Consider the following 23,725-nt stretch of genomic DNA (forward strand, 5'->3'; position numbering starts at 1 on the left):
CCCCAAGTCGGGGGAACTTCTGGTGCCGACCGCCGGGACGACCGGTGCGGGAGGCGCACGCTGACGACCTCCCCTGAACCGAAGGCAGGTCCTCGTGAACAGACGACTCCTCGCCGTCGCAGCCGCACTCGCCCTGTCGTGCGGCCTCCTCGGCACCTCGAACCTCGCGACAGCAGACGTCCCCGGCGGCACGGTCGTGCGCACCACGCCCGCCGGCGCGACCCCCCACGTGCTCGACGGCAAGGTCCTCGCCGTCGTCCGCGTCGGCTCCCACATCGTCCTCGGCGGCAGCTTCACCCGCGTCCGCAACGAGGGCACCAGCGTCGAGGTCGTCCGCAACGGCCTGGTCGCCCTCGACGCCTACACCGGCAAGGTCAGCACGACGTTCAACCCCAACCCGGGGACGAGCGTCACCTCGCTGCTGCCGGCCCCCGACGGCCAGAGCGTGTACGTCGGCGGCGGGTTCTCCACGATCGGCGGCGTCAGCCGCTCGCGGGTCGCCCAGGTCCGCGTGTCCGACGGGGCGGTCGTGTCGACCTTCAACGCGGGCACGATCAACGGCAACGTCCGCGACCTCGCGCTGCGCGGCGGGCGGCTCTGGGTCGCGGGTGCCTTCACCCACGTGGCGGGCCGGTCCCAGCCGGCGCTGGCGACCCTCGACCCCACGACCGGCGCGTTCTCGCCGTACATGGGGCTGCGCATCGCCGGCACCCACCGCGGCACCGGCGTGACCCAGGTGCTGAAGATGGACACGACGCCCGACGGCTCGCGGCTCGTCGCGATCGGGAACTTCGACACCCTCCAGGGCGTCCAGAACCACCAGCTGCTGGTGCTCGACACGTCGGGCACGAGCGCCCAGCCCGCTCCGTTCCGCACCGGGTTCTACCTGACGCCGTGCTCGTCGGCCTTCGACAGCTACATGCGCGACGTCAGCATCTCCGACGACGGCTCCTTCTTCGTCGTCTCGACCACCGGGGCGTACGGCGGGTCGACCGCGGCGTGCGACACCACCGCCCGGTTCGAGACCTTCGCGGCGTCGACCGACGTGAAGCCGTCGTGGATCAACCACACCGGCGGCGACACGACGTACGGCGTCGAGGTCACCCCTGCCGCGGTGTACGTCGGCGGGCACCAGCGCTGGCAGAACAACCCGTTCGCCGCCGACCGTGCCGGCCCCGGGGCGGTCGCCCGGGAGGGCATCGCCGCGCTCGACCCGGTCAACGGCCTGCCCCTGAGCTGGAACCCGGGGCGGGACAAGGGCGTCGGCGTCTTCGACTTCACCTTCGACGACCGCGGGCTCTGGGTCGCCTCCGACACCACCCGCCTCGCCGGCCAGCTCAAGAGCCGGATCGCCCTGCTGCTCAAGGACGGCGCCACGCGGCCCGACATCCGCACGCCGCTCCTGCCGAACGACGTCTACACCGGTGGGTCGCTCGCGGCGCCCCTCGGCCTCCTCAAGCACCGGTACGACGGCGCCACGGCCGGGGCCGTGCAGGACCCGCCCGACGGCGGCATCGACTGGTCGGCGGTCCGCGGGGCCTTCATGGTCAACGGGGCGCTCTACCTCGGCCACGCCGACGGGTCCTTCACCCGCCGTGCGTTCACAGGCACGACGTACGGCAGCGCCCAAGTGGTCGACACCTCCGACCGGATCGTCGCGCTGGCGGCCTGGCACGACGAGGTCCGGACGATGACCGGGATGTTCCTCGACGACAACCGCGTCTACTTCACCCTCGCCGGCGACCCCCGCCTCCACTACCGCTACTTCACCCCGGAGAGCGGCGTCGTCGGGGCGCAGCGGTACGTCGCCAGCACCGGCGTGGCCGGCGCGGACCTGACCCAGGCGAGGGGCATGTTCCTCGCCGGCTCCCAGGTGTACGTCGCCACCGCGGCCGGCAACCTCGTGCGGGTCGGTTGGCAGCGCGGCGGTGCCTCGGGCCGGCTCGTCGCGGGGACCGCCCAGACGGTCTCGGGTCCGGCCCGCGGCGACGGCCAGGTGTGGGGCGGTCGGGCGATGTTCCTGTTCCAGAGCACCTCCGGCGGCGGCGCCTGAGGCCTCCGGAAAGCCGAACGCCCGGCCGGGTGACCCGGCCGGGCGTTCGTGCGTCGTGCTGGTGAGCGTGCCCCGGAGGGCGGGGGTCACTTCTTGACGGTGACGGTGACCTTGCCCTTGGCGGACTCGACGCTCGGGTTGCTGCCGTACTTGAGCGTGATCTTGTTCTTGCCGACCGGGAGCTTGGCGAGCTTCAGCGTGGCCTTGCCGTTCTTCACGGTGGCGGTGCCGACCTTCTTGCTGCCCTTGGTCGCGACGACCTTGCCGCCGGTGACCGCGCCGCCGGAGGCGTTGACGGTGACCTTGACGGTCGCCTTCTTGCCCTTCTTGACGGTCACGTTCTTGCCGACGACCTTGGTGTCGGTCTGCTTGAGGAAGGTGATCGAGTCGAGCGTCGCGGGCGTGGCGCCCGAGGCGATCGCGCAGTTCAGCGTGGCGGAGTCGGTCTCGCCCTGCTTCGTGGTCAGGTTGAACTTGGTCGGCAGCACGACGTTCGTGGCGCCCGGCTTCGGGGTGAGGAACGAGCCGTTCTTGCCCGAGCCGTTCCAGGTGGTCGTGCCACCGGTCGTCGTGAACTTGCCGTCCAGGGGGACCGGAGCGGTCGCGGAGCCGACCTTGAAGCCGAAGTCGCGCGACTCCGCGCCGTCGACGCCGGCGGCGGCGAGCAGGCCCGCGGCGTCGGCCGGGACGGTGGCGGTCGCGGTGACGTTGAGCAGGCCGGCCGGGACGGTCGCGCCGGCCCAGTACTGGTCGACCGGCAGGTCGCCGGTCACCGTCAGCGGGAACGTCCCGGTGTAGAGACCAGGGATGCTGCAGGTGTAGTCGCTGGTCACGGTCGCGGCGTTCGCCGAGGTGGCGGTGGCGCCCACGAGGGCGGTGCCGGCGACGGCGACGGAGGTGGCGGCGACGGCGAGGCGACGAGCGGTGCGGTTGAGCTGCATGAAGTGGATCCCTCCCAGGAACATCAGGGGCTACTGCGCAGTAGCGCGTCCTGATCGTAGACGGCCAGCGTGAAGCACGTCACTCGGACCGCCAAAATGCCTGGCGGGCCCACTCCCTCAGGCCTGGGCCAGCAGGGCGCGCGTCTCCTCGGCGCCCGCCTCGGCGCCGTACGCCGGTCGGTCGCGGTCGAAGCGGCGACCCTCGACCAGCGGACCGGCGTCCACCACGTCGAACCCGAAGCTGTCCACGAGGTCGGCGACCACCTGCTTGGCCTCGGCGTCGTCGCCGGCGATCGGGATGGCGCGCCGGGCCGGGTCGCCGGCGGGACGTGCCGCGTCGACGATGTGCGCGGCCTGGATGGCGTTGAAGGCCTTGACCACCTTCGAGGTGGGCAGGTGCGCGGCGAGCCGCTCGCTCGGCGAGGTCTCCCCGGCATCGATCGCCTCGTCGTGCCCGTCGCGCTCGAAGTAGTAGTTGTTCGTGTCGATCACGACCTTGCCGGCGAGCGGCTCGACCGGGACCTCGCGGTAGGCCTTGAACGGGATCGTGACGACGACCAGGTCGCCCGCCTCCGCCGCCTCCTGCGCCGTCGCCGCCCGCGCCCGGGGTCCCAGCTCGGCGACGAGGTCGCCGAGGGTCTCCGGTCCGCGGGAGTTGCTGAGGACGACGTCGTGCCCCTGCGCGACCGCCTGCCGTGCGATCGCCGAGCCGATGAGTCCGCTGCCGATGAGTCCGATGGTGGTCATGGGAGGGCCAGCGTCGGTGGCGGTGGATCTGTTCCCGGCCGGTGCTGCGTCGGCGGGGGAGGCCGTGCCGGGGAGGGTCGTTGGCGGAGGCGGACGGGAATCGAACCCGCCTGACCGAGATGCTCGGCCACTACGGTTTTGAGGACCGCGCCCGTCACCAGACGAGGAACGCCTCCGGGTCGATCGTAGGCGCAGGCCCCACCGGCCGTCGCGCTGGCGGTCCCGGGGCGGACCTCTCAGGGGAAACCGGCACTTCACAGGGGTTGCATCACCCGAGAAGCGCCGGAATCCCCGGGGGGCCGGGGATTCCGGCGCCCCGCCACCCCCACCCGCGGACTAGGTTCGGAGCCATGACGACGTCGGCGCCGACCGGTCTCCGCCTCACCCAGTTCGCGTCCGGCGGGGGGTGCGCGTGCAAGGTGCCGCCGGGGGAGCTGGAGCGGGTGCTGGGCGACCTGCCCGGGGGACGGCTGGCCCAGGACGCCTCCGGTGACCTGCTCGTCGGCCTCGACCACGGCGACGACGCCGCGGCGGTCCGCATCGACGCCGACCGGGCGGTCATCGCGACGACCGACTTCTTCACGCCGGTCGTCGACGACGCCTACGACTTCGGCCGGATCGCGGCGACCAACGCGCTCTCCGACGTCTACGCGATGGGCGGCGAGCCGCTGGTGGCGCTCAACCTGCTGGCCTGGCCGCGGGACCGGATCCCGTTCGAGGTGGCGGCCGAGGTGCTCCGCGGCGGCGCGGACGTCTGCCTGGTGGCCGGTGCCCACCTCGCGGGCGGGCACAGCATCGACGACCCCGAGCCGAAGTACGGCCTCGCCGTCACCGGCCTGGCCCACCCCGACAAGCTGCTGCGCAACGACGCCGCGCGCGCCGGCGTGCCCCTCACGCTGACCAAGCCGATCGGCCTCGGGGTGCTCAACAACCGGCACAAGGCGACCGGGGAGGTCTTCGAGCAGGCGATCGCGGTGATGACCACGCTCAACCGCGACGCCTCCCGCGAGGCGGTCGCGGCCGGGCTGACCGCCGCCACCGACGTGACCGGGTTCGGCCTGCTCGGCCACCTGCACAAGATGGCCCGGGCCAGCGGCGTCACGGCCGTGGTCGACGCGGCCGCGGTGCCGTACGTCGAGGGGGCCCGCGAGGCGCTGCGCGACGGGTTCGTCCCGGGCGGCAGCCGCCGCAACCTGGACTGGGTGCGCCCGTTCCTCGAGGCCGGGGTCGACGAGGACGAGCTGGTGCTCCTCGCCGACGCCCAGACCTCGGGCGGCCTGCTGGTCGCCGGCGAGCTGCCCGGTCACCCCGTGATCGGTGAGCTGGTCCCGGCGCGCGACGGCGTCACCGTGCAGGTCCGCTAGCCCGGTTCAGCCGCCGAGGATCGCGGTGAGCGCCTTGCGGTGCCGGGTGTACGCCGCGCGGCCGGCGCGGGTGATCCGGTACGACGTGGTGCCGCCGCGTCCGCGCCCCTCCTTGGTGACCGCCACGTAGCCGGCCTTCTCCAGCGCCGACATCTGCTTGGACAGGTCGGAGTCGCTGACCTGCAGGTGCTCGCGCAGGAACGGGAAGGTCACCGTGCTGGCCGTCGAGAGGACCGCCATGGCGGCCAGCCGCTTCGGGGCGTGGATGACCGGGTCGAGCTCGTCGAGGCCGCTGGTCACGAGAGCCGTTCCCGCACACGCGCCGCGGCGGCGCCGTACGACTTCTCGTGCAGCCACAGCCCGGTCGTCGCCAGCACGAACGTGAGCGCCGAGGCCCAGCCCCAGCCGGCGGCGTGGCCGGTCGTCCACACGGCGCCGAAGATCAGCGCCGCGCCCACGAAGTACAGCGCGAACATCGGCCCCATCCCGCGCGGGGCGCGACGCAGCATCGACGGCATCGCGCCGCGGTAGCCGGCATACCACGCGCAGAAGGCCCCGAGCGCCCCGATGAGCACCACGAGCAGCACGAGCGCGATCGGCAGGTGGTCCTCGGTCAGTCCCTGCATGCCGGTGATCCCGGCGAACCACGCACCGGCGGCCGGGAAGTACCACGCCGGCGTCGGCGGGTAGTCGACGTACGGCGCCGCCTCGGCCCGCTCGAGCTCGCGCAGCAGGTCCTGGTCCGGGTTTGTTTCCATGGTGGAAAGTTATCCAATCACTTTCCGAGTTGGCAAGTGTCTGGTCCGCTCGGACCGCCCGCGCGGGTGGTGCGTGAGTGTCGGGGGAGCGGGGTACTGTCGCGGCACCAGCGAGATCGGGACCAGGGAGGCGCGGCATGGGCAGGACGCACCTGGGTTGGCCAGTGCTCCGCCAGCTGCTCGGCTCCGACCCGCTCGGCCGCGGCGTCGCCGCCCGCTCGCGGCAGACCGACGCCACCACCGCCCGCACCGAGACCGCGGACCGGGTCGCGAAGAGCGTCTGCCCCTACTGCGCCGTCGGCTGCGCGCAGAAGATCTTCGTCAAGGACGAGCAGGTCGTCCAGATCGAGGGCGACCCCGACAGCCCGGTCAACCGCGGCCGCCTGTGCCCCAAGGGCGCGGCCAGCAAGAACCTGGTCACCAGCGAGCTGCGCCAGACCAAGGTCCGATACCGCCGGCCGTACGGCACGGAGTGGGAGGACCTCGAGCTCGACGTCGCGATGGAGATGATCGCCGACCGGGTCGTCAAGGCGCGCAACGACACCTGGCAGGACCTCGACGACCAGGACCGCAAGGTCCGGCGGACGATGGGCATCGCCAGCCTCGGAGGGGCGACCCTCGACAACGAGGAGAACTACCTCATCAAGAAGCTCTTCACCGCGATGGGCGCCATCCAGATCGAGAACCAGGCGCGGATATGACACTCCGCCACGGTCCCCGGTCTGGGGACCTCGTTCGGGCGCGGCGGCGCCACAGGGTTCCTCCAGGACCTGTCCAACGCTGACTGCATCGTCATCCAGGGCTCCAACATGGCCGAGGCCCACCCCGTGGGCTTCCAGTGGGTCATGGAGGCGAAGGCCCGCGGGGCGAAGGTCATCCACGTCGACCCGCGGTTCACCCGCACGAGCGCGCTCGCGGACACCTTCGTGCCGCTGCGCGTGGGCACCGACATCGCGTTCCTCGGCGGGATCATCAACTACGTCCTGGCCAACGAGCTGGACTTCCGCGAGTACGTCGTGGCGTACACCAACGCCGCGACCATCGTCAGCGACGAGTTCGGCGACACCGACGACCTCGACGGGCTGTTCTCCGGCTTCGACCCCGAGACGCGCACCTACGACCCGGAGTCCTGGCAGTACGCCACGCAGGAGGACGACGGCCAGGAGCGTCAGGACCACCGGATGCAGCGGGAGACCGCCGCGGGCATGCAGCACGAGACGCACGGGATGAGCGTCGACGGCGACGTGCAGCGCGACGAGACCCTGCAGCACCCCAACTGCGTCTACCAGGTCCTCAAGCGGCACTTCTCGCGCTACACCCCCGAGGTCGTGGCGAGCACGTGCGGCGTGAGCGAGGAGCAGTTCCTCGAGGTCTGCAAGGCGTGGACCGAGAACTCCACCCGCGACCGCACCACCGCGCTGGTCTACAGCGTCGGCTGGACCCAGCACAGCGTCGGCGTGCAGTACATCCGCACCGGCGCGATCCTCCAGCTGCTGCTGGGCAACATGGGCCGCCCCGGCGGCGGGATCATGGCGCTGCGCGGCCACGCGAGCATCCAGGGTTCTACCGACATCCCGACCCTGTTCAACCTGCTGCCCGGCTACCTGCCGATGCCGAACGCCGAGGAGCACCAGTCCCTCGACCAGTGGGTCGACGCGGTGCGGCACCCCGGCGCGAAGGGCTTCTGGTCCAAGGCCGGCGCGTACGGCATCAGCATGCTCAAGGCCTGGTGGGGCGAGCACGCGACGGCCGAGAACGACTTCTGCTTCGACTACATGCCGCGGATCACCGGCGACCACGGCACCTACCGCACCGTGCTCGACATGATCGACGGCAAGGTCAAGGGGTACTTCCTGCTCGGGCAGAACCCCGCCGTCGGCTCCGCGCACGGCAAGGCCCAGCGCCTGGGCATGGCGAACCTCGACTGGCTGGTCGTGCGCGACCTGTTCGAGATCGAGAGCGCGTCGTTCTGGAAGGACTCACCCGAGGTCGCGACCGGCGAGATCGTGCCCGAGGAGTGCCGCACCGAGGTCTTCCTCATGCCGGCCGCCTCCCACGTGGAGAAGGAAGGCACCTTCACCCAGACCCACCGGATGCTGCAGTGGCGGGAGAAGGCCGTCGAGCCGCCGGGCGACTGCCGCAGCGAGCTGTGGTTCTTCTTCCACCTCGGCCGGATGATCCGCGAGCGGCTGGCCGGCTCGACCGAGGAGCGGGACCGCCCGCTGCTGGACCTCACCTGGGACTACCCGCTGCTCGGGGAGACCCAGGACCCCGACGCCGAGGCGGTGCTCAAGGAGATCAACGGCTTCGAGGTCGCCACCGGCCGCCCGCTCTCGACCTTCACCGAGATGACCGACGACGGGTCGACCGCCGGCGGCTGCTGGATCTACACCGGCGTCATGAAGGACGGCGTCAACCAGGCCGCCCGCCGCAAGCCCGGCCGCGAGCAGGACTGGGTCGCGGCCGAGTGGGGCTGGACTTGGCCAGCGAACCGACGCACGCTCTACAACCGCGCCTCGGCCGACCCCGAGGGCCGCCCGTGGAGCGAGCGCAAGGCCTACGTGTGGTGGGACGAGGAGCAGCAGCGCTGGACCGGCCACGACGTGCCGGACTTCGAGGTGACCAAGCCGCCGACGTACCGCCCCGAGCAGGGAGCGGACGGCATCGAGGGCATCGCCGGCGACGACCCGTTCATCATGCAGGGCGACGGGAAGGGCAGCCTCTACGTCCCGCAGGGGCTCATCGACGGCCCGATGCCGACGCACTACGAGCCGGTCGAGTCGCCGTTCCGCAACCCCATCTACGGACAGCAGGCGAACCCCACGCGCAAGGAGTACCCGCGCCAGGACAACCGCCTGAACCCCAGCCCGCCCGAGGACGGCAGCGAGGTCTTCCCCTACGTCTTCACCACCAGCCGGCTGACCGAGCACCACACGGCGGGCGGCATGAGCCGGTACGTCGCGCGGCTCGCCGAGCTGCAGCCCGAGATGTTCGTCGAGGTGAGCCCGGAGCTGGCCGCGGAGCGCGGGCTGGAGAACGGCGGCTGGTGCCACGTGGTGACCGCGCGCGCGGCGGTCGAGGCGCGGGTGCTGGTGACCGAGCGGCTGAGCCCGCTGCGGGTCGAGGGGCGCACCGTGCACCAGGTGTGGCTGCCCTACCACTGGGGCACGGGTGGCCTGGTGACCGGCGACTCGGCCAACGACCTGTTCGGCATCTCGCTGGACCCCAACGTCCTGATCCAGGAGAGCAAGGTGGGCACCTGTGACGTCCTCCCGGGCCGTCGCCCGACCGGCCGAGCGGTGGTGGACCTCGTGACGTCCTACCAGCGGCGCGCGGGCGTCCACGACGACCACACCGTCCCGATCGTCACGACCGGACCGGGGGCGGCCGGCGACGACGAGGGCGACCCGACCGGCGGCGGGGGAGGCGCACAGTGAGCTGGACGATCAGCGAGAACTCCTTCTGGGGGCCGCTCGACCCGGCGGCCGACGCGGGCTACCCCGAGGACCGGCCCAAGCGGAAGGGCTTCTTCACCGACACCAGCATCTGCATCGGGTGCAAGGCGTGCGAGGTGGCCTGCAAGGAGTGGAACGACGTCCCGTCGGACCACTTCGACATGACGGGCACGTCCTACGACAACAGCCACTCCCTCAACGCCAACCAGTGGCGCCACGTCGCGTTCATCGAGCAGCCCAAGCGGCTGGTCACCGAGGGCGCCGGGCAGGACACCGGGCTGCGCGGGACCGTCGACCTGGGGATGCCCACGGTGCCGCCGACCGGCGCCCCCGAGCAGCTGGCCAACGGAGCCGACGACCGGCCCGACTTCCGCTGGCTGATGTCCTCCGACGTCTGCAAGCACTGCACGCACGCGGCGTGCCTGGACGTGTGCCCGACGGGGTCGCTGTTCCGCACGGAGTTCGGCACGGTCGTGGTGCAGGACGACATCTGCAACGGCTGCGGCTACTGCGTGCCCGCCTGCCCGTACGGCGTCATCGAGCGGCGCAAGGCCCCCGACGGGGCCAAGAACGTCGGCATCGCCCAGAAGTGCACGCTCTGCTACGACCGGCTCGACGCGGGCAAGACGCCGGCGTGCGCGCAGGCCTGCCCGACCCAGTCGATCCAGTACGGCGATGTCGAGGAGCTGCGCGAGCGGGCCAACAAGCGGGTGGAGCAGCTCCACGACGCCGGGATCATGGACGCCCGGCTCTACGGCAACGACCCCGAGGACGGCGTCGGCGGCACCGGTGCGTTCTTCCTGCTCCTCGACGAGCCGGAGGTCTACGGCTTCCCGCCGGACCCGGTGGTGACCACCAAGGACCTGCCGGACATGTACAAGCGCGCGATCGCGGCCGCGGGCACGCTGCTCGCGGGCGCTGCGCTCGCCTTCGTCGGGAGGCGCGGATGACCACCGGTCGCCCGACCGGTCCCGAGGGCGACCCGACCGAGGACGCGCACACCCACGACCAGGTCAACGCCGCGAGCGACCCGCTCGGCGCCGAGGGCGACAACGCCGTCGGCCGCGAGGGGCCGCAGGGGGTGCGGTCGCAGACGACCGCGACGGTCGGCACGCGCGGCGGTGCGCGCGGCAGCGGTGAGGGCGGCTCCGGTCGCCGACGGGGTGGTCGCCGCGGTGGTGGTCGCGGCGGCGACCGGTCGATGGTGCCGGAGGCTGAGTTCACCTCCTACTACGGCCGGCCGATCGTCAAGCCGTCGCCGTGGGAGGCCGACATCCCGGCGTACCTCTTCGCCGGCGGGCTCGCCGCCGGCTCCTCGCTCCTCGCCGCCGGGGCGGACCTGACGGGGCGGCCGGTCATGCGCCGCTCGGGGCGGCTGGTCTCGATCGGCGCCCTCGGGTTCTCCATGGTCGCGCTGGTGCACGACCTCGGCACGCCCAGCCGGTTCTACAACATGCTGCGCGTGGCCAAGCCGACCTCGCCGATGTCGATGGGCACGTGGATCCTGTCGGGCTACGGCGCGTTCGCCGGTGCTGCGACGGCGGCCGAGGTCGCCCGGATGCTGCCGCCGCGGTGGGGCTCAGCCGGGCCGCTGCGCCGGCCGCTGGCCCTGCTGCCGTACGTCGACCGGCCGGCCGGGGTGCTGGCGGCGGTCATCGCGCCCGCGGTCGCGTCGTACACCGCCGTGCTGCTCTCCGACACCGCCACCCCGTCCTGGCACTCCGCCTACCGCGAGCTGCCGTTCGTCTTCGTGGGTTCCGCTGCGGCCGCGTCCTCGGGGATGGCGATGGTCACCGCCCCGGTCGCCGAGGCCGGTCCGGCCCGCCGGCTCGCCGTCGCGGGCGCCGCGCTCGAGCTGGTCATGGAGCACCGCATGGAGCAGACGATGGGCGTCACCGCCGAGCCGCTGCACCACGGCACGGCCGGCCGGCTCATGCGGGCGGCCAAGGCGCTCACGGTGGCCGGGGCCGCCGGGTCGCTGCTGGCCGGGCGCAGCCGCGTCCTCTCGGTGCTCTCGGGTGCCGCGCTGCTGGCCGGGTCGGCCTGCACGCGCTTCGGCGTCTTCGAGGCCGGCCAGGCCTCGGCCAAGGACCCGAAGTACACCGTCGTCCCGCAGCGCCAGCGGCTCGAGGAGCACGGGCCCACCCGGCACCCCGGCTGATCTGCACGGACCCGGTGCGCGCCGCCACTGTCAAGGGTCAAATGTCGACCCGGTGGCGCTGTGGTGCCCAGGGATCGGGCACCGTAGGACCATGACGCTGACTCGGGACGACCTCACGACCGCCCCTCCGGCGACCACCGATGGGCCGTCGACCGCGACGCCGCGCGCGGCCGTCGAGAAGACGTACCCCGGAGGGCTGACCGCAGCGCAGGTCGAGGAGATCGGCCGCGAGCTCGACGCGATCCGCCAGGAGGTCCTCGACGACCGCGGCGAGGTCGACGCGGCGTACATCCGGCGGGTCATCCGCGCCCAGCGCGCGCTCGAGCTCGGCAGCCGCGTCGTGCTCCTCGCCGCCGGTCGCAACAAGCTCGCCTGGGTGGTCGGCACGGTCGGCCTGACCACCGCCAAGGCGCTGGACAACATGGAGATCGGCCACAACGTCCTGCACGGCCAGTGGGACTGGATGCGCGACCCGAAGATCCACTCCTCGACCTGGGACTGGGACCACGCCTCCCCGCCGGCGCAGTGGAAGCGGGCGCACAACGAGGTCCACCACCGCTACACCAACATCCTCGGCCAGGACAACGACCTGGGCTACGGCATCCTCCGCGTCGACGAGTCGCAGCAGTGGCGCCCGCGCCACCTGGTGCAGCCGCTGTGGAACTTCGTGACCGCGTGCATCTTCGAGTACGGCATCGCGATGTACGACCTCGACTTCGGCGAGCACCTGCGCGCGAAGAAGAAGATGCCCCCCGAGAAGCGCGACGAGGTCGTCGCCGCGCTGCACAAGGTCCGCAAGCAGGTCACCAAGGACTTCGTGGTCCACCCGATCCTCAGCGGTCCCGGCTGGCGCGCGACGCTGGCGGCCAACGCCGTCGCCGTCCTCGGGCGCAACATCTGGAGCCACTCGGTCATCATGTGCGGCCACTTCCCCGAGGGCGTCGAGACCTTCGAGGAGCCCGAGCTCGACGAGTCCGAGACCCGCGCGCAGTGGTACCTGCGCCAGATGCTCGGCTCGGCGAACATCTCCGGCTCCAAGTTCATGCACCTGATGACCGGCAACCTCTCCCACCAGATCGAGCACCACTGCTTCCCCGACCTGCCCAGCCGCCGGTACGGCGAGATCGCGCCGCGGATGCGGGCGGTCTTCGACAGGTACGGCCTGACCTACAACGCCCGGCCGCTCCCGCAGCAGGTCGCCAGCGCCTGGCACAAGGTCGTCCGGCTCTCGCTGCCCAACGGGTGGCTGGCCGAGACCAACCGGCGCAACCTCGGCCGGCAGCTGCGCAAGCTGGCCCGTCCCGAGCCGGCGGCGCTCACCGCCTGACCCCGGGGCAGCACGGCCGGCACTTTCCGCTGCCGAAGTGCTGAACGAACCGGCCTCCGCGGGGTCGCGGCACGCTCAGCCACGGCCGTCGGAGGGCCGTTGGTTCAGTACTTCGGCGGCCTCACCGGTTCTCGTGGACGCCCTCGCGCGCGACCGTGCCGGGCACGACCACCTCGGCGTCGACGCCCAGGACGAGGTCGCCGGAGGCCGGGTCCCGCGGGCGGTACGCCGCGAGGGCGGCCAGCACGCGGCCGCCCCGCTCGCCGGTGACGGGGTCGGTGTCGACCACGGCGCACCGCGGCACGGTCGAGGTGACCCGCACGCGCGCCGGGCCCAGCTGCACCTCCGAGCCGACCCAGCCGTCCTCGGCGTGCGGCTCCTCGGACTCCACCACGAACGTCGGCCGGAACCGCGCGGCCAGCTCCTTGACCGGCAGGCCGACCCGCTCGGCGAGGGCCCACAGGGTGCCGGTCGAGACGATCGTGACGGCGCCGGCGTACACCACCCCGCCGCGCGGTGCGGCCGCCAGCCGCACCGGCTTCCCGAGGTGGGAGGAGAGCAGCTCGGCGTGCGGGCCGTCGAGCAGGTCGAGGGCCACCGAGCGGCCCCAGTAGTCACAGGTCACGGTGGCACCGGAGGCCGCGACGGGTCCCCCGGCGGTCTTCCCGGAGGGCAGGGCCAGGGACAGCCCGTCGGGGGAGGGGACGGCCGAGACGGCCACCAGCGACGGGTGCTGCACGGTGCGCAGCACCTGCTGCCGGTCGACGTCGACGACGCACCAGGAGCGGTCGCCGACGGGTCCGGCTCGGTCGAGCCGGACCGCGTCGTACGACTGGTGGCGGGTGCCCTTGACCGGTGCGAAGCCGGCCCGGACCACCCGCGGCGCGGCGACCGTCAGGGCAGCGGGTCCACTTCGGCGTGGTCCCCGACCGTCGCCGCGAGCGTGCGCAGGTGGAACGTCGCGTCGCCGAGGAGGTGGTCGAGGGCGGTGAGCCGGCTGGTGTAGGCGCCGATGGAGTACTCCGCGGTCATGCCGATGCCGCCGTGGAGCTGGATCGCCTCCTGGCCGATGTGCCGACCGGCCCGCGCCACCTGCAGCGACGCGCGCCCGGCCGCCTCGGCGACCTCCGCGGGCGAGCCCGCCGCCACGACCATCGTCGCCCAGACGGCCAGGGACTTGGCCAGCTCCAGCGAGATGTACATGTCGGCGGCCCGGAAGGTGAGCGCCTGGAAGGTGTTGAGGGTGACCCCGAACTGCTTGCGCGAGGTGAGGTACGCCGAGGTGGTCCGCAGCGCGGTCTCCATCGCGCCGACCGCCTCGTTGCACGCCATCACGCGGGCGATGTCGGTGACGGTGGCGATGGAGGCCGCCGCGTCCGAGCCGGGCTCTCCGAGCGGGGTGGCGGGCGTGCCCGTGAAGGTGACCTTGGCCGCCCGGCCGCCGTCGTGCGTGGCGTACCCCGTGCGGGTGAGCCCGTCGGCGTCCCCGGGCACCAGGAACAGCCCGGTCCCTCCGTTCGGCAGCAGCGCGCTGACGACCAGCACGTCGGCGCGGGCGCCCTGGGGGACCGGCTCCTTGGTGCCGGTCAGCGTCCAGGCGCCGCCGTCCTCGGCCGCGGTGACCGCGGTCGCGTCGTTGGTCCAGCGCCGGCCGGGCTCGGCGAGGGCCGGCGCCAGCAGGCTCTCGCCGGCGCTCAGCGCGCCGAGCACCTCGGCCCGCTGCTCCGCGGTCCCGACCGCGCTGACCAGCCCGCCGGCCCACACCACGGAGGTGAGGTAGGGCTCGGGCGCGACGACGCGGCCGAGCTCCTCGGCCACGATCGAGATCTCGACCGGGCCGGCGCCGACGCCGCCGTCGTCCTCGCTGAAGGGCAGGCCGAGCAGGCCCATCTCGGCCATCCGGCCCCACTGCGCCTCGTCGAAGCCGGGGTCCGCCGCGACCGTCTGCCGCCGCTGCTCGTAGTCGGAGTAGGCCTTGCCGACCAGGCCGCGGACGGCCTCGCGCAGCGCCTGCTGCTCCTCGTCGTAGGTGAAGTCCATGAGAAGTCCCTTCCCGTCCCGCTCAGAGTCCGAGGATCGTCTTGGCGATGATCTGGCGCTGCACCTCGTTGGAGCCGCCGTAGATCGAGGCCTTGCGGAGGTTGAGGTACGCCGGGGTGGCGCGGCGCGACCACCACGGCAGGTCCGAGTCGTCCCCGGCGCCGGTGGCCAGCGAGGCCGGCCCGGCGAGGTCGACGACCAGCTCGGAGACCGCCTGCTGCAGCTCGGTGCCCTTGAGCTTGAGCACCGACGAGGCCGGGTGGGGCTTGCCGTCGGCGGAGTGGGCGACCACGCGGAGCGCGGTCAGCTCCAGGGCGAGCAGCTCGTTCTCGAGCTCGGCGATGCGGCTGCTGGTGAGCGGGTCGTCGAGCTGGCCGGTCTCGCGGGCCCAGTCCTTGGCCTGCGCCAGCACCCGCTTCGTGCCACCCACCGGGGCGACGCCGACGCGCTCGTTGCCGAGGAGGAACTTCGCCTGCGTCCAGCCGGAGTTCAGCTCGCCGACGAGGTTGCCGGCCGGGACGCGGACGTCCTCGAACCACACCTCGTTGACCTCGTGGCCGCCGTCGATCAGCTCGATCGGGCGGACGGTGAGACCGGGCGAGGTCATGTCGATGAGGAGCATCGAGATGCCCGCCTGCTTCTTCACGTCCGGGTCGGTGCGGACCAGGGTGAAGATCCAGTCGCCGTACTGGCCCAGCGTCGTCCACGTCTTCTGGCCGTTGACGACGAACTCGTCGCCGTCGCGGACCGCGGTCGTGCGCAGCGAGGCCAGGTCGGAGCCGGCGTCGGGCTCGGAGAAGCCCTGGGACCACCAGATGTCGAGGTTCGCCGTCGCCGGCAGGAACCGCTCCTTGATCTCCTGGGACCCGAAGTGGGCGATCACCGGCCCGATCATCGAGGCGTTGAAGGCCAGCGGAGCGGGCACGTCGGCGCGCTGCATCTCCTCGTGCCAGATGTGGCGGCGCAGCGGGGACCAGTCCTTGCCTCCCCACTCGACCGGCCAGTTCGGGACCGCGAGGCCGTGGGCGTTGAGCACCCGCTGGCTCTCGACGATCTGGTCCTTGGTCAGCTCGCGGCGGTTCGCGACGGCGTCGCGGATCTCCTGCGGGACCTCGGTGGTGAAGAACGTCCGCATCTCGTCGCGGAACGCGGCGTCCTCGGCGGACAGCTCCAGCTGCATCGGCAACCCTCCCGGCTCGGCGGCGCGGCCGTCTCGCCGCGCGGGTGCCACCGTAGTCCTGCGGCCAGAGCGGACGCTCGGGGCGGGCACCGGCAGGCCGCGGCGTGCCGCAGGGTCAGCCGACGTCGACCATCCACTGCACGCCGTACCGGTCCTTGAGCTGGCCGAACACGTCGCCCCACATCTGCTTCTCCAGCGGGACGTGCACCTCCCCGCCCTCCGCGAGTCCCTCGAACCAGCCGCGCAGGCGCGCCTCGTCGTCGCCGCTGAGGGTCAGCGACACGGTGGCGTCGCCGGGGGTGAGCGTGGTGCCGGGCGGGAGGTCGGAGGCCATGAACATCAGGCCCTCCTCGGTGCGCAGCATCGAGTGCATGACACCGTCGGCGGCCGAGCCCTCCATGCCGTACTCGCCGAAGGTGCTGATGGTCAGCTCCCCGCCGAGGACCGACCGGTAGAAGGTCATCGCCTCGCGGGTGGTGCCGTCGAAGTGCAGGTAGGGGCTGAGCTGGACGGGCATGGCGGCCTCCGGTGGGGGTCGAGCGGGGGTGGGTGGTGGGTACGCCGGCTCCGACCCCCGGGCCGCGCCGGACTCATCGGTCCGGGCGCGTCGTGCCGCCCGAATCGCGCAATTGAACGATCGCGGTGGCCCCCGACCCGATGGAAGCGCTCCCGCGCCGCCGCGATCGCGCAATTGAACGATCGCGGTGGCCCGGAGGCGGCGCCCGGGGATTTCGCGCGGTCGGTCAGGATGGGCTCCATGGCTTCCCGCATGGACTCCCGCACCCTCGGACGCACCGGCCGCGACGTCTCGGTCGTCGGTCTCGGCACCTGGCAGCTCGGCGCCGACTGGGGCGAGGTGAGCGAGGACGACGCGCGGGCCGTGCTCGAGGCGTCGGTGGCCGACGGGGTCACCTTCTTCGACACCGCCGACGTCTACGGCGACGGCCGCAGCGAGCAGGTGATCGGCTCCTTCCTCCGCGAACACGACGGCATCACCGTGGCCACCAAGATGGGGCGCCGCGTCGACCAGGTCCCGGAGAACTACCGGCTGGACGCCTTCCGCGAGTGGACCGACCGCTCGCGCCGCAACCTCGGCGTGGACACCCTCGACCTGGTCCAGCTGCACTGCCCGCCGAGCGCCACGATCGACGACGACGCGACGTACGACGCGCTCGACACCCTGGTCGCCGACGGCGCGATCGCGGCGTACGGTGTCTCGGTCGAGACCGCCGACCAGGCGCTGTCGGCGATCGCCCGCCCGAACCTGGCCAGCGTGCAGATCATCCTCAACGCCTTCCGGCTCAAGCCCCTGGACCGCGTGCTCCCCGCCGCGCAGGAGGCCGGCGTCGGGATCATCGCGCGGGTGCCGCTCGCCTCCGGGCTGCTGTCGGGCAAGTACGACGAGGACACCACCTTCGCCGACGACGACCACCGCACCTACAACCGCGACGGCAGCGCCTTCGACCGTGGCGAGACCTTCTCCGGCGTCGACTTCGCGACCGGCGTGGCCGCCGCGCGCGAGTTCACCGCGCTCGTCGCCGAGCACGGCCCCGAGGGAGCCGCCGCCGCCCAGGTCGCGCTCGCGTGGGTCTGGCAGCAGCCCGGCGTCACCACCGTCATCCCGGGTGCGCGCAACCCCGAGCAGGCCCGCGCCAACGCCGCGGCCGGCACGCTCCCTCCGCTCTCGCAGGACCTCCTCGACGGGGTCCGCCGGATCTACGACACCCACTTCCGTGAGGCGGTCCACCACCAGTGGTGAGGCTGCTCCTCCTGCCCCTGCTGCTCTGCGGGCTCCTCGGCCTGACCGCGGCCTGCGCCGAGGACGCCAGCGAGGTGCAGCGCCTCATCGAGAAGCGCGGCGCGGCCGTGCTCGACGTGCGCACCCCCGACGAGTACGCCGCCGGCCACGTCGAGGGGGCGGTCAACATCGACCTCGCCGCCGACGACTTCCGCGACCGGGTCGCCCAGCTCCCGCGCGGGCGCTACTACGTCGTCTACTGCGAGTCGGGGGAGCGGTCGACCCAGGCCATCGAGGTGATGCGCGGCCTCGGCTTCGGCAGCGTCGTCAACGGCGGCGGCTACGACTCGCTCGTCGACCTCGGCATCCCCACCGAGTGATGGACGCCCCGCCGCTGACCCGGTCGGTCGCCGCCCGCTGCGACTACTTCGACACCGGCCGGTGCCGCTCGTGCGCGCTGCTCGACCAGCCGTACGACGCGCAGCTCGCCGACAAGCAGCGGGAGGTCGAGGCGCTCCTGCCGGCGCCGGCGGCGGGGTGGTCCGAGCCCGTGGCGTCGCCGCCGGTCGAGTTCCGCAACAAGGCCAAGATGGTCGTCGGGGGCACCGCGGCGGAGCCCACGCTGGGCATCCTCGACGCGGCCTTCGCGGGCGTGGACCTGCGGGAGTGCCGGCTCCACACGCGGGGTCTCCACGACGCCCTGCCGGTGCTGGCCGACTTCGTGCGGCAGGCCGACCTGGCGCCGTACGACGTGGTGCAGCGGCGCGGCGAGCTCAAGCACCTGCTGGTGACCGAGTCACCGGCCGGTGAGTTGATGGTGCGGTTCGTGTGCCGGTCCCAGGAGCCGGCTGCACGGCTGCGCAAGCACCTGCCCTCGCTGCTCGGGCGGCTGCCGGTCGCGGTCGCCACGGTGAACCTCCAGCCCGCGCACAAGGCGGTGCTCGAGGGCGAGCGGGAGATCGTGCTGACCCCGGCCGCCACGCTCGCGATGCCGCTCGGCGCGGTGACCCTGCACCTGCGCCCGCGCAGCTTCTTCCAGACCAACACCGCCATGGCCACCGCGTTGTACGGCGAGGCGGTCGCGTGGACCACGGACCTCGCGCCGCGCTCGGTGTGGGACCTCTACTCCGGCGTCGGCGGGTTCGCCCTCCACCTGGCCGCGCCGGGCCGGGCGGTCACCGGGGTGGAGATCTCCCACGAGGCGGTCCGCTCGGCCGAGCACAGCGCCGCGGCGGCCGGCCTCGCCGACGTCCGGTTCCTGCCCGGCGACGCCACGACGTACGCGGTCAACGCCGCACCGGAGGTGGTCCCGGACCTCGTCGTGGTCAACCCTCCCCGGCGCGGCATCGGGGACCAGCTGGCCGGGTGGCTGGAGGGCTCCGGCGTGCCGCACGTGCTGTACTCCAGCTGCAACGCCCGGACCCTCGCCGCCGACCTGGCCGCGATGCCGTCGTACGCCCCGCTGCGCGGCCGGCTGCTCGACATGTTCCCGCACACCCGGCACTACGAGGTCCTGGTCCTCCTCGGCCGTCGGTGACGCACGCCTCGCGCAGCGCGGGTCCGCGAGCCCCGTCGTGCGGCGGTGGGGAGGGGTCCGTAGATTGGGTCGACGTGGCCGAGGACTACTGCGAGCTGTGCGACCTCCCGCTGAGCCAGTGCGTGCACGGGCGTCCCGAGCCGAAGCCGGTGGAGCCCGAGAAGGCGCCGCCCGCCTCGCGGGTGCGGACCCGGACGACCACGCCGCGCGTGCCGGGCACGCCGGTGAGGAAGAGCGCCCCACGCAAGTGGACCTCGCCCGACGAGCTGAAGGCGCCGATCGTCGCGCTGCTCCAGGAGAGCGGCGGGGAGCTGCCGGCCGACGAAGTCTTCCCGACCCTCGACGAGCGGCTCGGCGAGGCGCTGCGGCCGGGCGACCGGGAGCCCTCGCCCACTGGTGAGCCCCGCTGGCAGCTCGCGGCGCGCAAGGCCCGGCGGGTGCTGCAGGACGAGGGCGTCCTCGAGCCGGGGACGCCGGGCGTCTGGAGGCTCAGCGCAGCCGACTGAGCCGCGCCGACGCGCCGGCGCGCCGGTCAGCCGAGCGAGCTGAGGTCGGGCGGCACGTCGACGGCGTGCTCCTCGAGGATCTCGATCCGCACCACCTCGAGCGCGCGCTCGTTGGTCGCGGCCAGCACGACGGGGGCGGCCGCGCCCGCCCGGTAGGACTGCAGCCAGCGGCCGGCCACCACGCACCACGGGTCGCCCGGGTGCAGGCCCGGGAAGTGCCACTCCGGCCGCGGCGTGGACAGGTCGTTGCCGACCGAGCGCTGGTGGTCCAGGAACTCGGCGGTCATCACCGCGCACACGGCGTGCAGACCCACGTCGTCGGAGCCGCACGAGCAGAGCCCGTCGCGGTAGAAACCCGTCAACGGGTCGGTCCCGCACGGCACCAGATCCCCGCCCAGCACGTTCCGCTCACCCATGGCAGCAGCCTAGGGGCGGTGGACGCCGGAGGGGCGCGGAAAATCCGTCGACACCCCGCTGGGGCGCGCACGACGATGACGTCCGTGACCACGACCTCCGAGCGACCGCACCGGCGCGCCGGCTGGCGTGCGCTGACCCCGGAGCAGAAGCAGGCGCGCCTCCGTCACCTCCGCGAGCGCCAGCAGCGCCAGGTCGAGCTCGAGATCCGCCGGCTGGGCACGCTGGTCTGAGGGCAACCGGGTCGGGCACCGTCCGCGCATGTGCTTCTCGCTCGAGGCCGACCTGGTCGCCGGCGCCCTCGTCCTGCCGGTGGGGGTCCTGGCACTGCGTGAGGTGCGGGCGCCGCGGGAGCTGCCGCTGGCGGCGTTGCCGCTGCTCCTCGCCGCCCACCAGCTGACCGAGGCCGTCGTCTGGGCAGGGGTCGAGGGCCGGGTCCCCGACCAGGCCGCGCACGTGGCCGCCGTGGCGTACGTCGTCGTGGCGCTCCCGCTGCTCCCGACGCTCGTGCCGGCGGCCGTCCTCCTGGTCGCGCGCTCCGGACGCAGGCGGTGGGTGGCGCCGTTCCTCGCGCTCGGCGCCGTCGTCACCGCCCACCTCGCCCGGTTGGTCGTCGAGAACGGCGTCCGGGTGGAGGCCCACCCGCACGCGCTGGTCTACCGGATCGGGCTGCACGACCCCGAGCTGTGGACGGGCCTCTACGTGCTCGCGACGATGGGCGCCTGCCTGGTGGCCGGCCACCGCCTCGTCGTGGCCTTCGGGGTGGTGAACCTCGTCGGGCTCACCGTCGTGGCGCTCGCCTACCGCGACGCCTTCGCCTCGTTCTGGTGCCTCTACGCCGCCCTCTCCTCCCTCCTCGTGCTCGCCCACCTCGTGCACAGCCGCCCGGGCCCCGGCGCCTCGGCCGGCGCGCGACCCGGCGCCCGCACGGCCGCCGCGTGAGCGGCACCAGGCTGGTCCCGACGCTCGCGCCGCGCCCGCCCCGCGCGCCGGCCGCCGCGGTCCTCGTCCTGCACGGCGGTGACGCCCGCCCCGGCGACCCGCTGGTCAGCCCGTGGCAGCTCTCGGTGCTGCGGATGGTGCCGGTCGCGGCGCGCACCGCCCGGGCCGGGCGCGGCCGCCTCGCCGTCCACCGCGTCCTCAACGCGACCCGGGGCTGGGGCACCGACCGGACGCCGGTCGACGACGCCCGCTGGGCGATGGCACGCGTCCGGGAGCGGTACGGCGACCTGCCGATCGGCCTCGTGGGCCACTCCCTCGGCGGCCGGGCGGCGCTGCTGGCCGGCCAGGAGCCGGGGGTGGCGGCGGTGGTCGCGCTCAACCCGTGGCTGCACCCCACCGACGACGCGGACCTCGCCGGGCGCCGGGTCCTCGTGGTGCACGGCACCGAGGACCGGGTCGCGCCGCCGGAGCGGGCCCGCACGGTCGTGCAGCGGCTGCGCCGGCGGGCCGACGTCGAGTGGCTGGAGGTCCCCGGAGCCGGCCACGCGATGCTGCGGCACGCCGCCGTCTTCGAGCGGGCCGCCGCCGACGCGTTGACCGCGGCGCTGCTCCCGCCCGGCGTACGGTGAGCCGCATGAGCCACCTGCTGGTCGTCATGGGCGTGTCCGGTTCGGGCAAGTCCACGGTGGGGGCCGCGCTCGCGCAGCGGCTGCGGGTGCCGTTCGCGGACGCCGACGACTTCCACCCCGAGGCCAACATCGCCAAGATGTCGCGCGGCGAGGCCCTGGACGACTCCGACCGGTGGCCGTGGCTCGAGGTGATCGGCGACTGGCTCGCCGACCACCCCGACGGCGGGGTGATGAGCTGCTCGGCGCTCCGGCGCAAGTACCGCGACCAGCTCCGGCACCACGCGCCGGCCACCACCTTCGTGCTCCTCGAGGGGGCGCGCGAGGTGATCGAGCGTCGTCAGGCCTCGCGGCCGGGGCACTTCATGCCGGCCTCGCTGCTGACCTCGCAGTACGCCACCCTCGAGCCGCTGGAGCCGGACGAGGACGGCATCGTCATCGACGTCGACCAGGGCGTGGACGCGATCGTGCAGGCGTACGTGGACGCGGCCGGGGGAAGGGAACGCCGATGACCCCCACCGTCACCGCCGCCACCGCCGACCTGGTGGTGCTCGCCGCCGACGAGCTGGCCGAACCGGTCGCCGCCGGGTGGCAGCTGGTCACCGCCGCCCTGGTGGCGATCGCGCTGCTGGTCGTGCTGATCACCGTCGTCAAGCTCAACCCGTTCCTCGCGCTGATCCTCGGCGCCTTCACCGTCGGCATCGTGGCGGGGGAGAACATCCTCGACGTCCTGGAGTCCTTCACCACCGGCTTCGGGGACACGAGCGCGGGCGTGGGCATCCTGATCGCGCTCGGTGCGATGTTCGCCAAGCTGCTCGCCGACTCCGGCGGCGCCGACCAGATCGTCGACACGATCGTCGGGCGCAGCGGCCCCCGGTCGCTGCCGTGGGCGATGGCCGCGGTGGGCGCGCTCATCGGCCTGCCGATGTTCTTCGAGATCGGCCTGGTGCTGCTCATGCCGGTGATCTACCTCGTGGCGCGCCGCGCACAGGTCTCGCTGATCACGGTCGGGATCCCGGCCCTGGCCGGCCTCTCGGCCATGCACGGGCTGGTGCCGCCGCACCCCGGTCCGCTGACCGCCATCGACTACCTCGGCGCCGACCTGGGCGTCACGCTGGCGCTGGGCGTGCTGGTCGCGGTGCCGACCGTGATCGTCTCGGGTCCGCTGTTCGGCTCCCTGGCCGGCCGGTGGGTGGTGCTCGCCCCGCCGGACCGCTTCGACGTGCGCGACGACGAGGAGCGGGGCACGGCGGGGGACCGCCGCCCGACGTTCGCGGTCACGCTGCTCACCGTGCTGACGCCGGTCGCCCTGATGCTCGCCAAGGCGCTGGCCGACATCTTCATCGAGGACGAGGACCAGCTCCTGAGGCAGGTCCTCGACGTGCTCGGCGAGCCCCTCGTCGCCCTGCTGCTCGCCACGCTGCTCGCGATGGTCACCTTCGGCACGGCCCTCGGCACGCCGATGAAGGACGTCGGGAAGATCGTGGAGTCCTCCCTGCCGCCCATCGCCGGGATCATCCTCATCGTCGCGGCCGGCGGCGGCTTCAAGCAGGTGCTGGTCGACACGGGCATCGGCACGCTGCTCGCGGACTGGGCCCGCGACGGCAACATCCCCGTGCTGCTGCTGGCGTGGGTGCTCGCGGTGCTCATCCGGCTGGCGACGGGATCCGCGACCGTCGCCACGATCACGGCGAGCTCGCTGATGATCGGCCTGGTCGACGGCCTCTCCACGGGCGAGACCTCGCTCGTCGTGCTCGCCGTCGGTGCCGGCTCGGTGTTCTTCTCCCACGTCAACGACGCCGGGTTCTGGCTGGTCAAGGAGTACTTCGGGATGAGCGTCGGGCAGACGATCAGGACCTGGTCGCTGATGGAGACCGTCCTGTCGGTCTCCGGCCTCGTGTTCGTGCTGCTGCTCTCGCTGGTGATCTAGCCCGGA

Annotated in this window: 24 protein-coding genes and 1 tRNA gene; 15 read left to right on the forward strand and 10 right to left on the reverse strand. The window is 73.1% G+C overall.

What is annotated here, in order from left to right; translation table 11 throughout:
- Nucleotides 1-94 precede the first annotated feature (94 nt).
- On the forward strand, nt 95-2,053 hold the full coding sequence (locus tag OSR43_RS04040) for a hypothetical protein (protein WP_302269752.1): 1,959 nt from the start codon (nt 95-97) through the stop codon (nt 2,051-2,053).
- A gap of 86 nt (nt 2,054-2,139) precedes the next feature.
- Here OSR43_RS04040 and OSR43_RS04045 read toward each other — a convergent pair whose 3' ends face one another.
- From OSR43_RS04045 to OSR43_RS04055, 3 genes are all read right to left on the reverse strand, one after another.
- A complete protein-coding gene (locus OSR43_RS04045) occupies nt 2,140-3,018 on the reverse strand; it encodes an Ig-like domain-containing protein (protein ID WP_302269753.1) in 879 nt (292 codons plus the stop codon).
- 93 nt (nt 3,019-3,111) lie between these two features.
- On the reverse strand, nt 3,112-3,741 hold the full coding sequence (locus tag OSR43_RS04050; RefSeq protein ID WP_302269755.1) for an NADPH-dependent F420 reductase: 630 nt from the start codon (nt 3,739-3,741) through the stop codon (nt 3,112-3,114).
- Between the two features lie 81 nt (nt 3,742-3,822).
- Nucleotides 3,823-3,917: transfer RNA gene (locus OSR43_RS04055), tRNA-Sec, on the reverse strand.
- 174 nt (nt 3,918-4,091) lie between these two features.
- On the opposite strand from OSR43_RS04055, the gene selD reads away from it, so the two are divergent.
- On the forward strand, nt 4,092-5,105 hold the full coding sequence (selD, locus tag OSR43_RS04060; RefSeq protein ID WP_302269757.1) for a selenide, water dikinase SelD: 1,014 nt from the start codon (nt 4,092-4,094) through the stop codon (nt 5,103-5,105).
- A 6-nt stretch (nt 5,106-5,111) separates the two neighbouring features.
- Here the strand turns inward: selD and OSR43_RS04065 are convergent, their stop codons facing one another.
- A complete protein-coding gene (locus OSR43_RS04065; protein ID WP_302269758.1) occupies nt 5,112-5,405 on the reverse strand; it encodes a transcriptional regulator in 294 nt (97 codons plus the stop codon).
- Nucleotides 5,402-5,863 carry a hypothetical protein gene (locus tag OSR43_RS04070; protein WP_302269759.1) on the reverse strand — a complete coding sequence of 154 codons (462 nt, stop codon included), beginning with the start codon at nt 5,861-5,863 and terminating at the stop codon, nt 5,402-5,404. The genes OSR43_RS04065 and OSR43_RS04070 overlap by 4 nt, the downstream gene beginning before the upstream one ends.
- A 137-nt stretch (nt 5,864-6,000) precedes the next feature.
- On the opposite strand from OSR43_RS04070, the gene fdh reads away from it, so the two are divergent.
- The 4 genes from fdh to OSR43_RS04090 all read left to right on the forward strand — a co-directional run bounded on the left by fdh (nt 6,001) and on the right by OSR43_RS04090 (nt 12,806).
- Complete coding sequence (gene fdh, locus OSR43_RS04075; protein WP_302269760.1) at nt 6,001-9,300, forward strand: formate dehydrogenase; 3,300 nt, start codon at nt 6,001-6,003, stop codon at nt 9,298-9,300.
- Entirely contained in the window at nt 9,297-10,268 is a 972-nt protein-coding gene (locus OSR43_RS04080; protein WP_302269761.1) for a 4Fe-4S dicluster domain-containing protein, read from the forward strand. Before fdh ends, OSR43_RS04080 begins: the two co-directional genes overlap by 4 nt.
- On the forward strand, nt 10,265-11,479 hold the full coding sequence (gene nrfD / locus OSR43_RS04085; protein ID WP_302269762.1) for an NrfD/PsrC family molybdoenzyme membrane anchor subunit: 1,215 nt from the start codon (nt 10,265-10,267) through the stop codon (nt 11,477-11,479). Before OSR43_RS04080 ends, nrfD begins: the two co-directional genes overlap by 4 nt.
- A 91-nt stretch (nt 11,480-11,570) precedes the next feature.
- Nucleotides 11,571-12,806, forward strand: coding sequence for an acyl-CoA desaturase (locus OSR43_RS04090; protein WP_302269763.1), 1,236 nt, complete (start codon nt 11,571-11,573; stop codon nt 12,804-12,806).
- A 121-nt stretch (nt 12,807-12,927) separates the two neighbouring features.
- Here OSR43_RS04090 and OSR43_RS04095 read toward each other — a convergent pair whose 3' ends face one another.
- The 4 genes from OSR43_RS04095 to OSR43_RS04110 form a co-directional block, all read right to left on the reverse strand.
- Nucleotides 12,928-13,683, reverse strand: a complete 756-nt coding sequence (locus OSR43_RS04095; RefSeq protein ID WP_302269764.1) for an MOSC domain-containing protein — start codon at nt 13,681-13,683, stop codon at nt 12,928-12,930.
- A 17-nt stretch (nt 13,684-13,700) separates the two neighbouring features.
- Complete coding sequence (locus OSR43_RS04100; RefSeq protein ID WP_302269765.1) at nt 13,701-14,846, reverse strand: acyl-CoA dehydrogenase family protein; 1,146 nt, start codon at nt 14,844-14,846, stop codon at nt 13,701-13,703.
- Between the two features lie 22 nt (nt 14,847-14,868).
- Nucleotides 14,869-16,026 carry an acyl-CoA dehydrogenase family protein gene (locus OSR43_RS04105; protein WP_302269766.1) on the reverse strand — a complete coding sequence of 386 codons (1,158 nt, stop codon included), beginning with the start codon at nt 16,024-16,026 and terminating at the stop codon, nt 14,869-14,871.
- 115 nt (nt 16,027-16,141) lie between these two features.
- Entirely contained in the window at nt 16,142-16,543 is a 402-nt protein-coding gene (locus tag OSR43_RS04110; RefSeq protein WP_302269767.1) for a VOC family protein, read from the reverse strand.
- 240 nt (nt 16,544-16,783) lie between these two features.
- Between OSR43_RS04110 and OSR43_RS04115 the strand changes: the two genes are divergently transcribed.
- The 4 genes from OSR43_RS04115 (at nt 16,784) to OSR43_RS04130 (ending at nt 19,807) form a co-directional block, all read left to right on the forward strand.
- Nucleotides 16,784-17,785, forward strand: a complete 1,002-nt coding sequence (locus OSR43_RS04115; RefSeq protein WP_302269769.1) for an aldo/keto reductase — start codon at nt 16,784-16,786, stop codon at nt 17,783-17,785.
- Nucleotides 17,782-18,144 (forward strand): rhodanese-like domain-containing protein, encoded by a 363-nt coding sequence (locus OSR43_RS04120; RefSeq protein WP_302269770.1) that lies wholly within the window; start codon nt 17,782-17,784, stop codon nt 18,142-18,144. The genes OSR43_RS04115 and OSR43_RS04120 overlap by 4 nt, the downstream gene beginning before the upstream one ends.
- Nucleotides 18,144-19,301 (forward strand): 23S rRNA (uracil(747)-C(5))-methyltransferase RlmC, encoded by a 1,158-nt coding sequence (rlmC, locus tag OSR43_RS04125; RefSeq protein WP_302269771.1) that lies wholly within the window; start codon nt 18,144-18,146, stop codon nt 19,299-19,301. The genes OSR43_RS04120 and rlmC overlap by 1 nt, the downstream gene beginning before the upstream one ends.
- 74 nt (nt 19,302-19,375) lie before the next feature.
- The gene (locus OSR43_RS04130) at nt 19,376-19,807 is read left to right on the forward strand and encodes a hypothetical protein (RefSeq protein ID WP_302269772.1); all 432 of its coding nucleotides are present in this window, start codon (nt 19,376-19,378) and stop codon (nt 19,805-19,807) included.
- A gap of 26 nt (nt 19,808-19,833) precedes the next feature.
- On the opposite strand, the gene OSR43_RS04135 is transcribed toward OSR43_RS04130, so the two are convergent.
- Nucleotides 19,834-20,223, reverse strand: coding sequence for a DUF2237 family protein (locus tag OSR43_RS04135; RefSeq protein ID WP_302269773.1), 390 nt, complete (start codon nt 20,221-20,223; stop codon nt 19,834-19,836).
- Nucleotides 20,224-20,307: 84 nt separating this feature from the next.
- On the opposite strand from OSR43_RS04135, the gene OSR43_RS04140 reads away from it, so the two are divergent.
- Genes OSR43_RS04140 through OSR43_RS04160 form a run of 5 tightly spaced genes read left to right on the forward strand, consistent with a single transcriptional unit; the run spans nt 20,308 to nt 23,719 of the window.
- A complete protein-coding gene (locus OSR43_RS04140; RefSeq protein WP_302269774.1) occupies nt 20,308-20,454 on the forward strand; it encodes a hypothetical protein in 147 nt (48 codons plus the stop codon).
- Nucleotides 20,455-20,482: 28 nt separating this feature from the next.
- The gene (locus OSR43_RS04145) at nt 20,483-21,163 is read left to right on the forward strand and encodes a DUF6629 family protein (RefSeq protein WP_302269775.1); all 681 of its coding nucleotides are present in this window, start codon (nt 20,483-20,485) and stop codon (nt 21,161-21,163) included.
- Nucleotides 21,160-21,792, forward strand: a complete 633-nt coding sequence (locus OSR43_RS04150; RefSeq protein WP_302269776.1) for a dienelactone hydrolase family protein — start codon at nt 21,160-21,162, stop codon at nt 21,790-21,792. Before OSR43_RS04145 ends, OSR43_RS04150 begins: the two co-directional genes overlap by 4 nt.
- A gap of 5 nt (nt 21,793-21,797) precedes the next feature.
- Nucleotides 21,798-22,301, forward strand: a complete 504-nt coding sequence (locus OSR43_RS04155) for a gluconokinase (protein WP_302269777.1) — start codon at nt 21,798-21,800, stop codon at nt 22,299-22,301.
- On the forward strand, nt 22,298-23,719 hold the full coding sequence (locus OSR43_RS04160) for a GntP family permease (protein ID WP_302269778.1): 1,422 nt from the start codon (nt 22,298-22,300) through the stop codon (nt 23,717-23,719). The genes OSR43_RS04155 and OSR43_RS04160 overlap by 4 nt, the downstream gene beginning before the upstream one ends.
- The last annotated feature ends 6 nt before the right edge of the window (nt 23,720-23,725 follow it).

Origin of the sequence: Nocardioides sp. Arc9.136 (assembly GCF_030506255.1) — a bacterium.
Taxonomy (GTDB): domain Bacteria; phylum Actinomycetota; class Actinomycetes; order Propionibacteriales; family Nocardioidaceae; genus Nocardioides.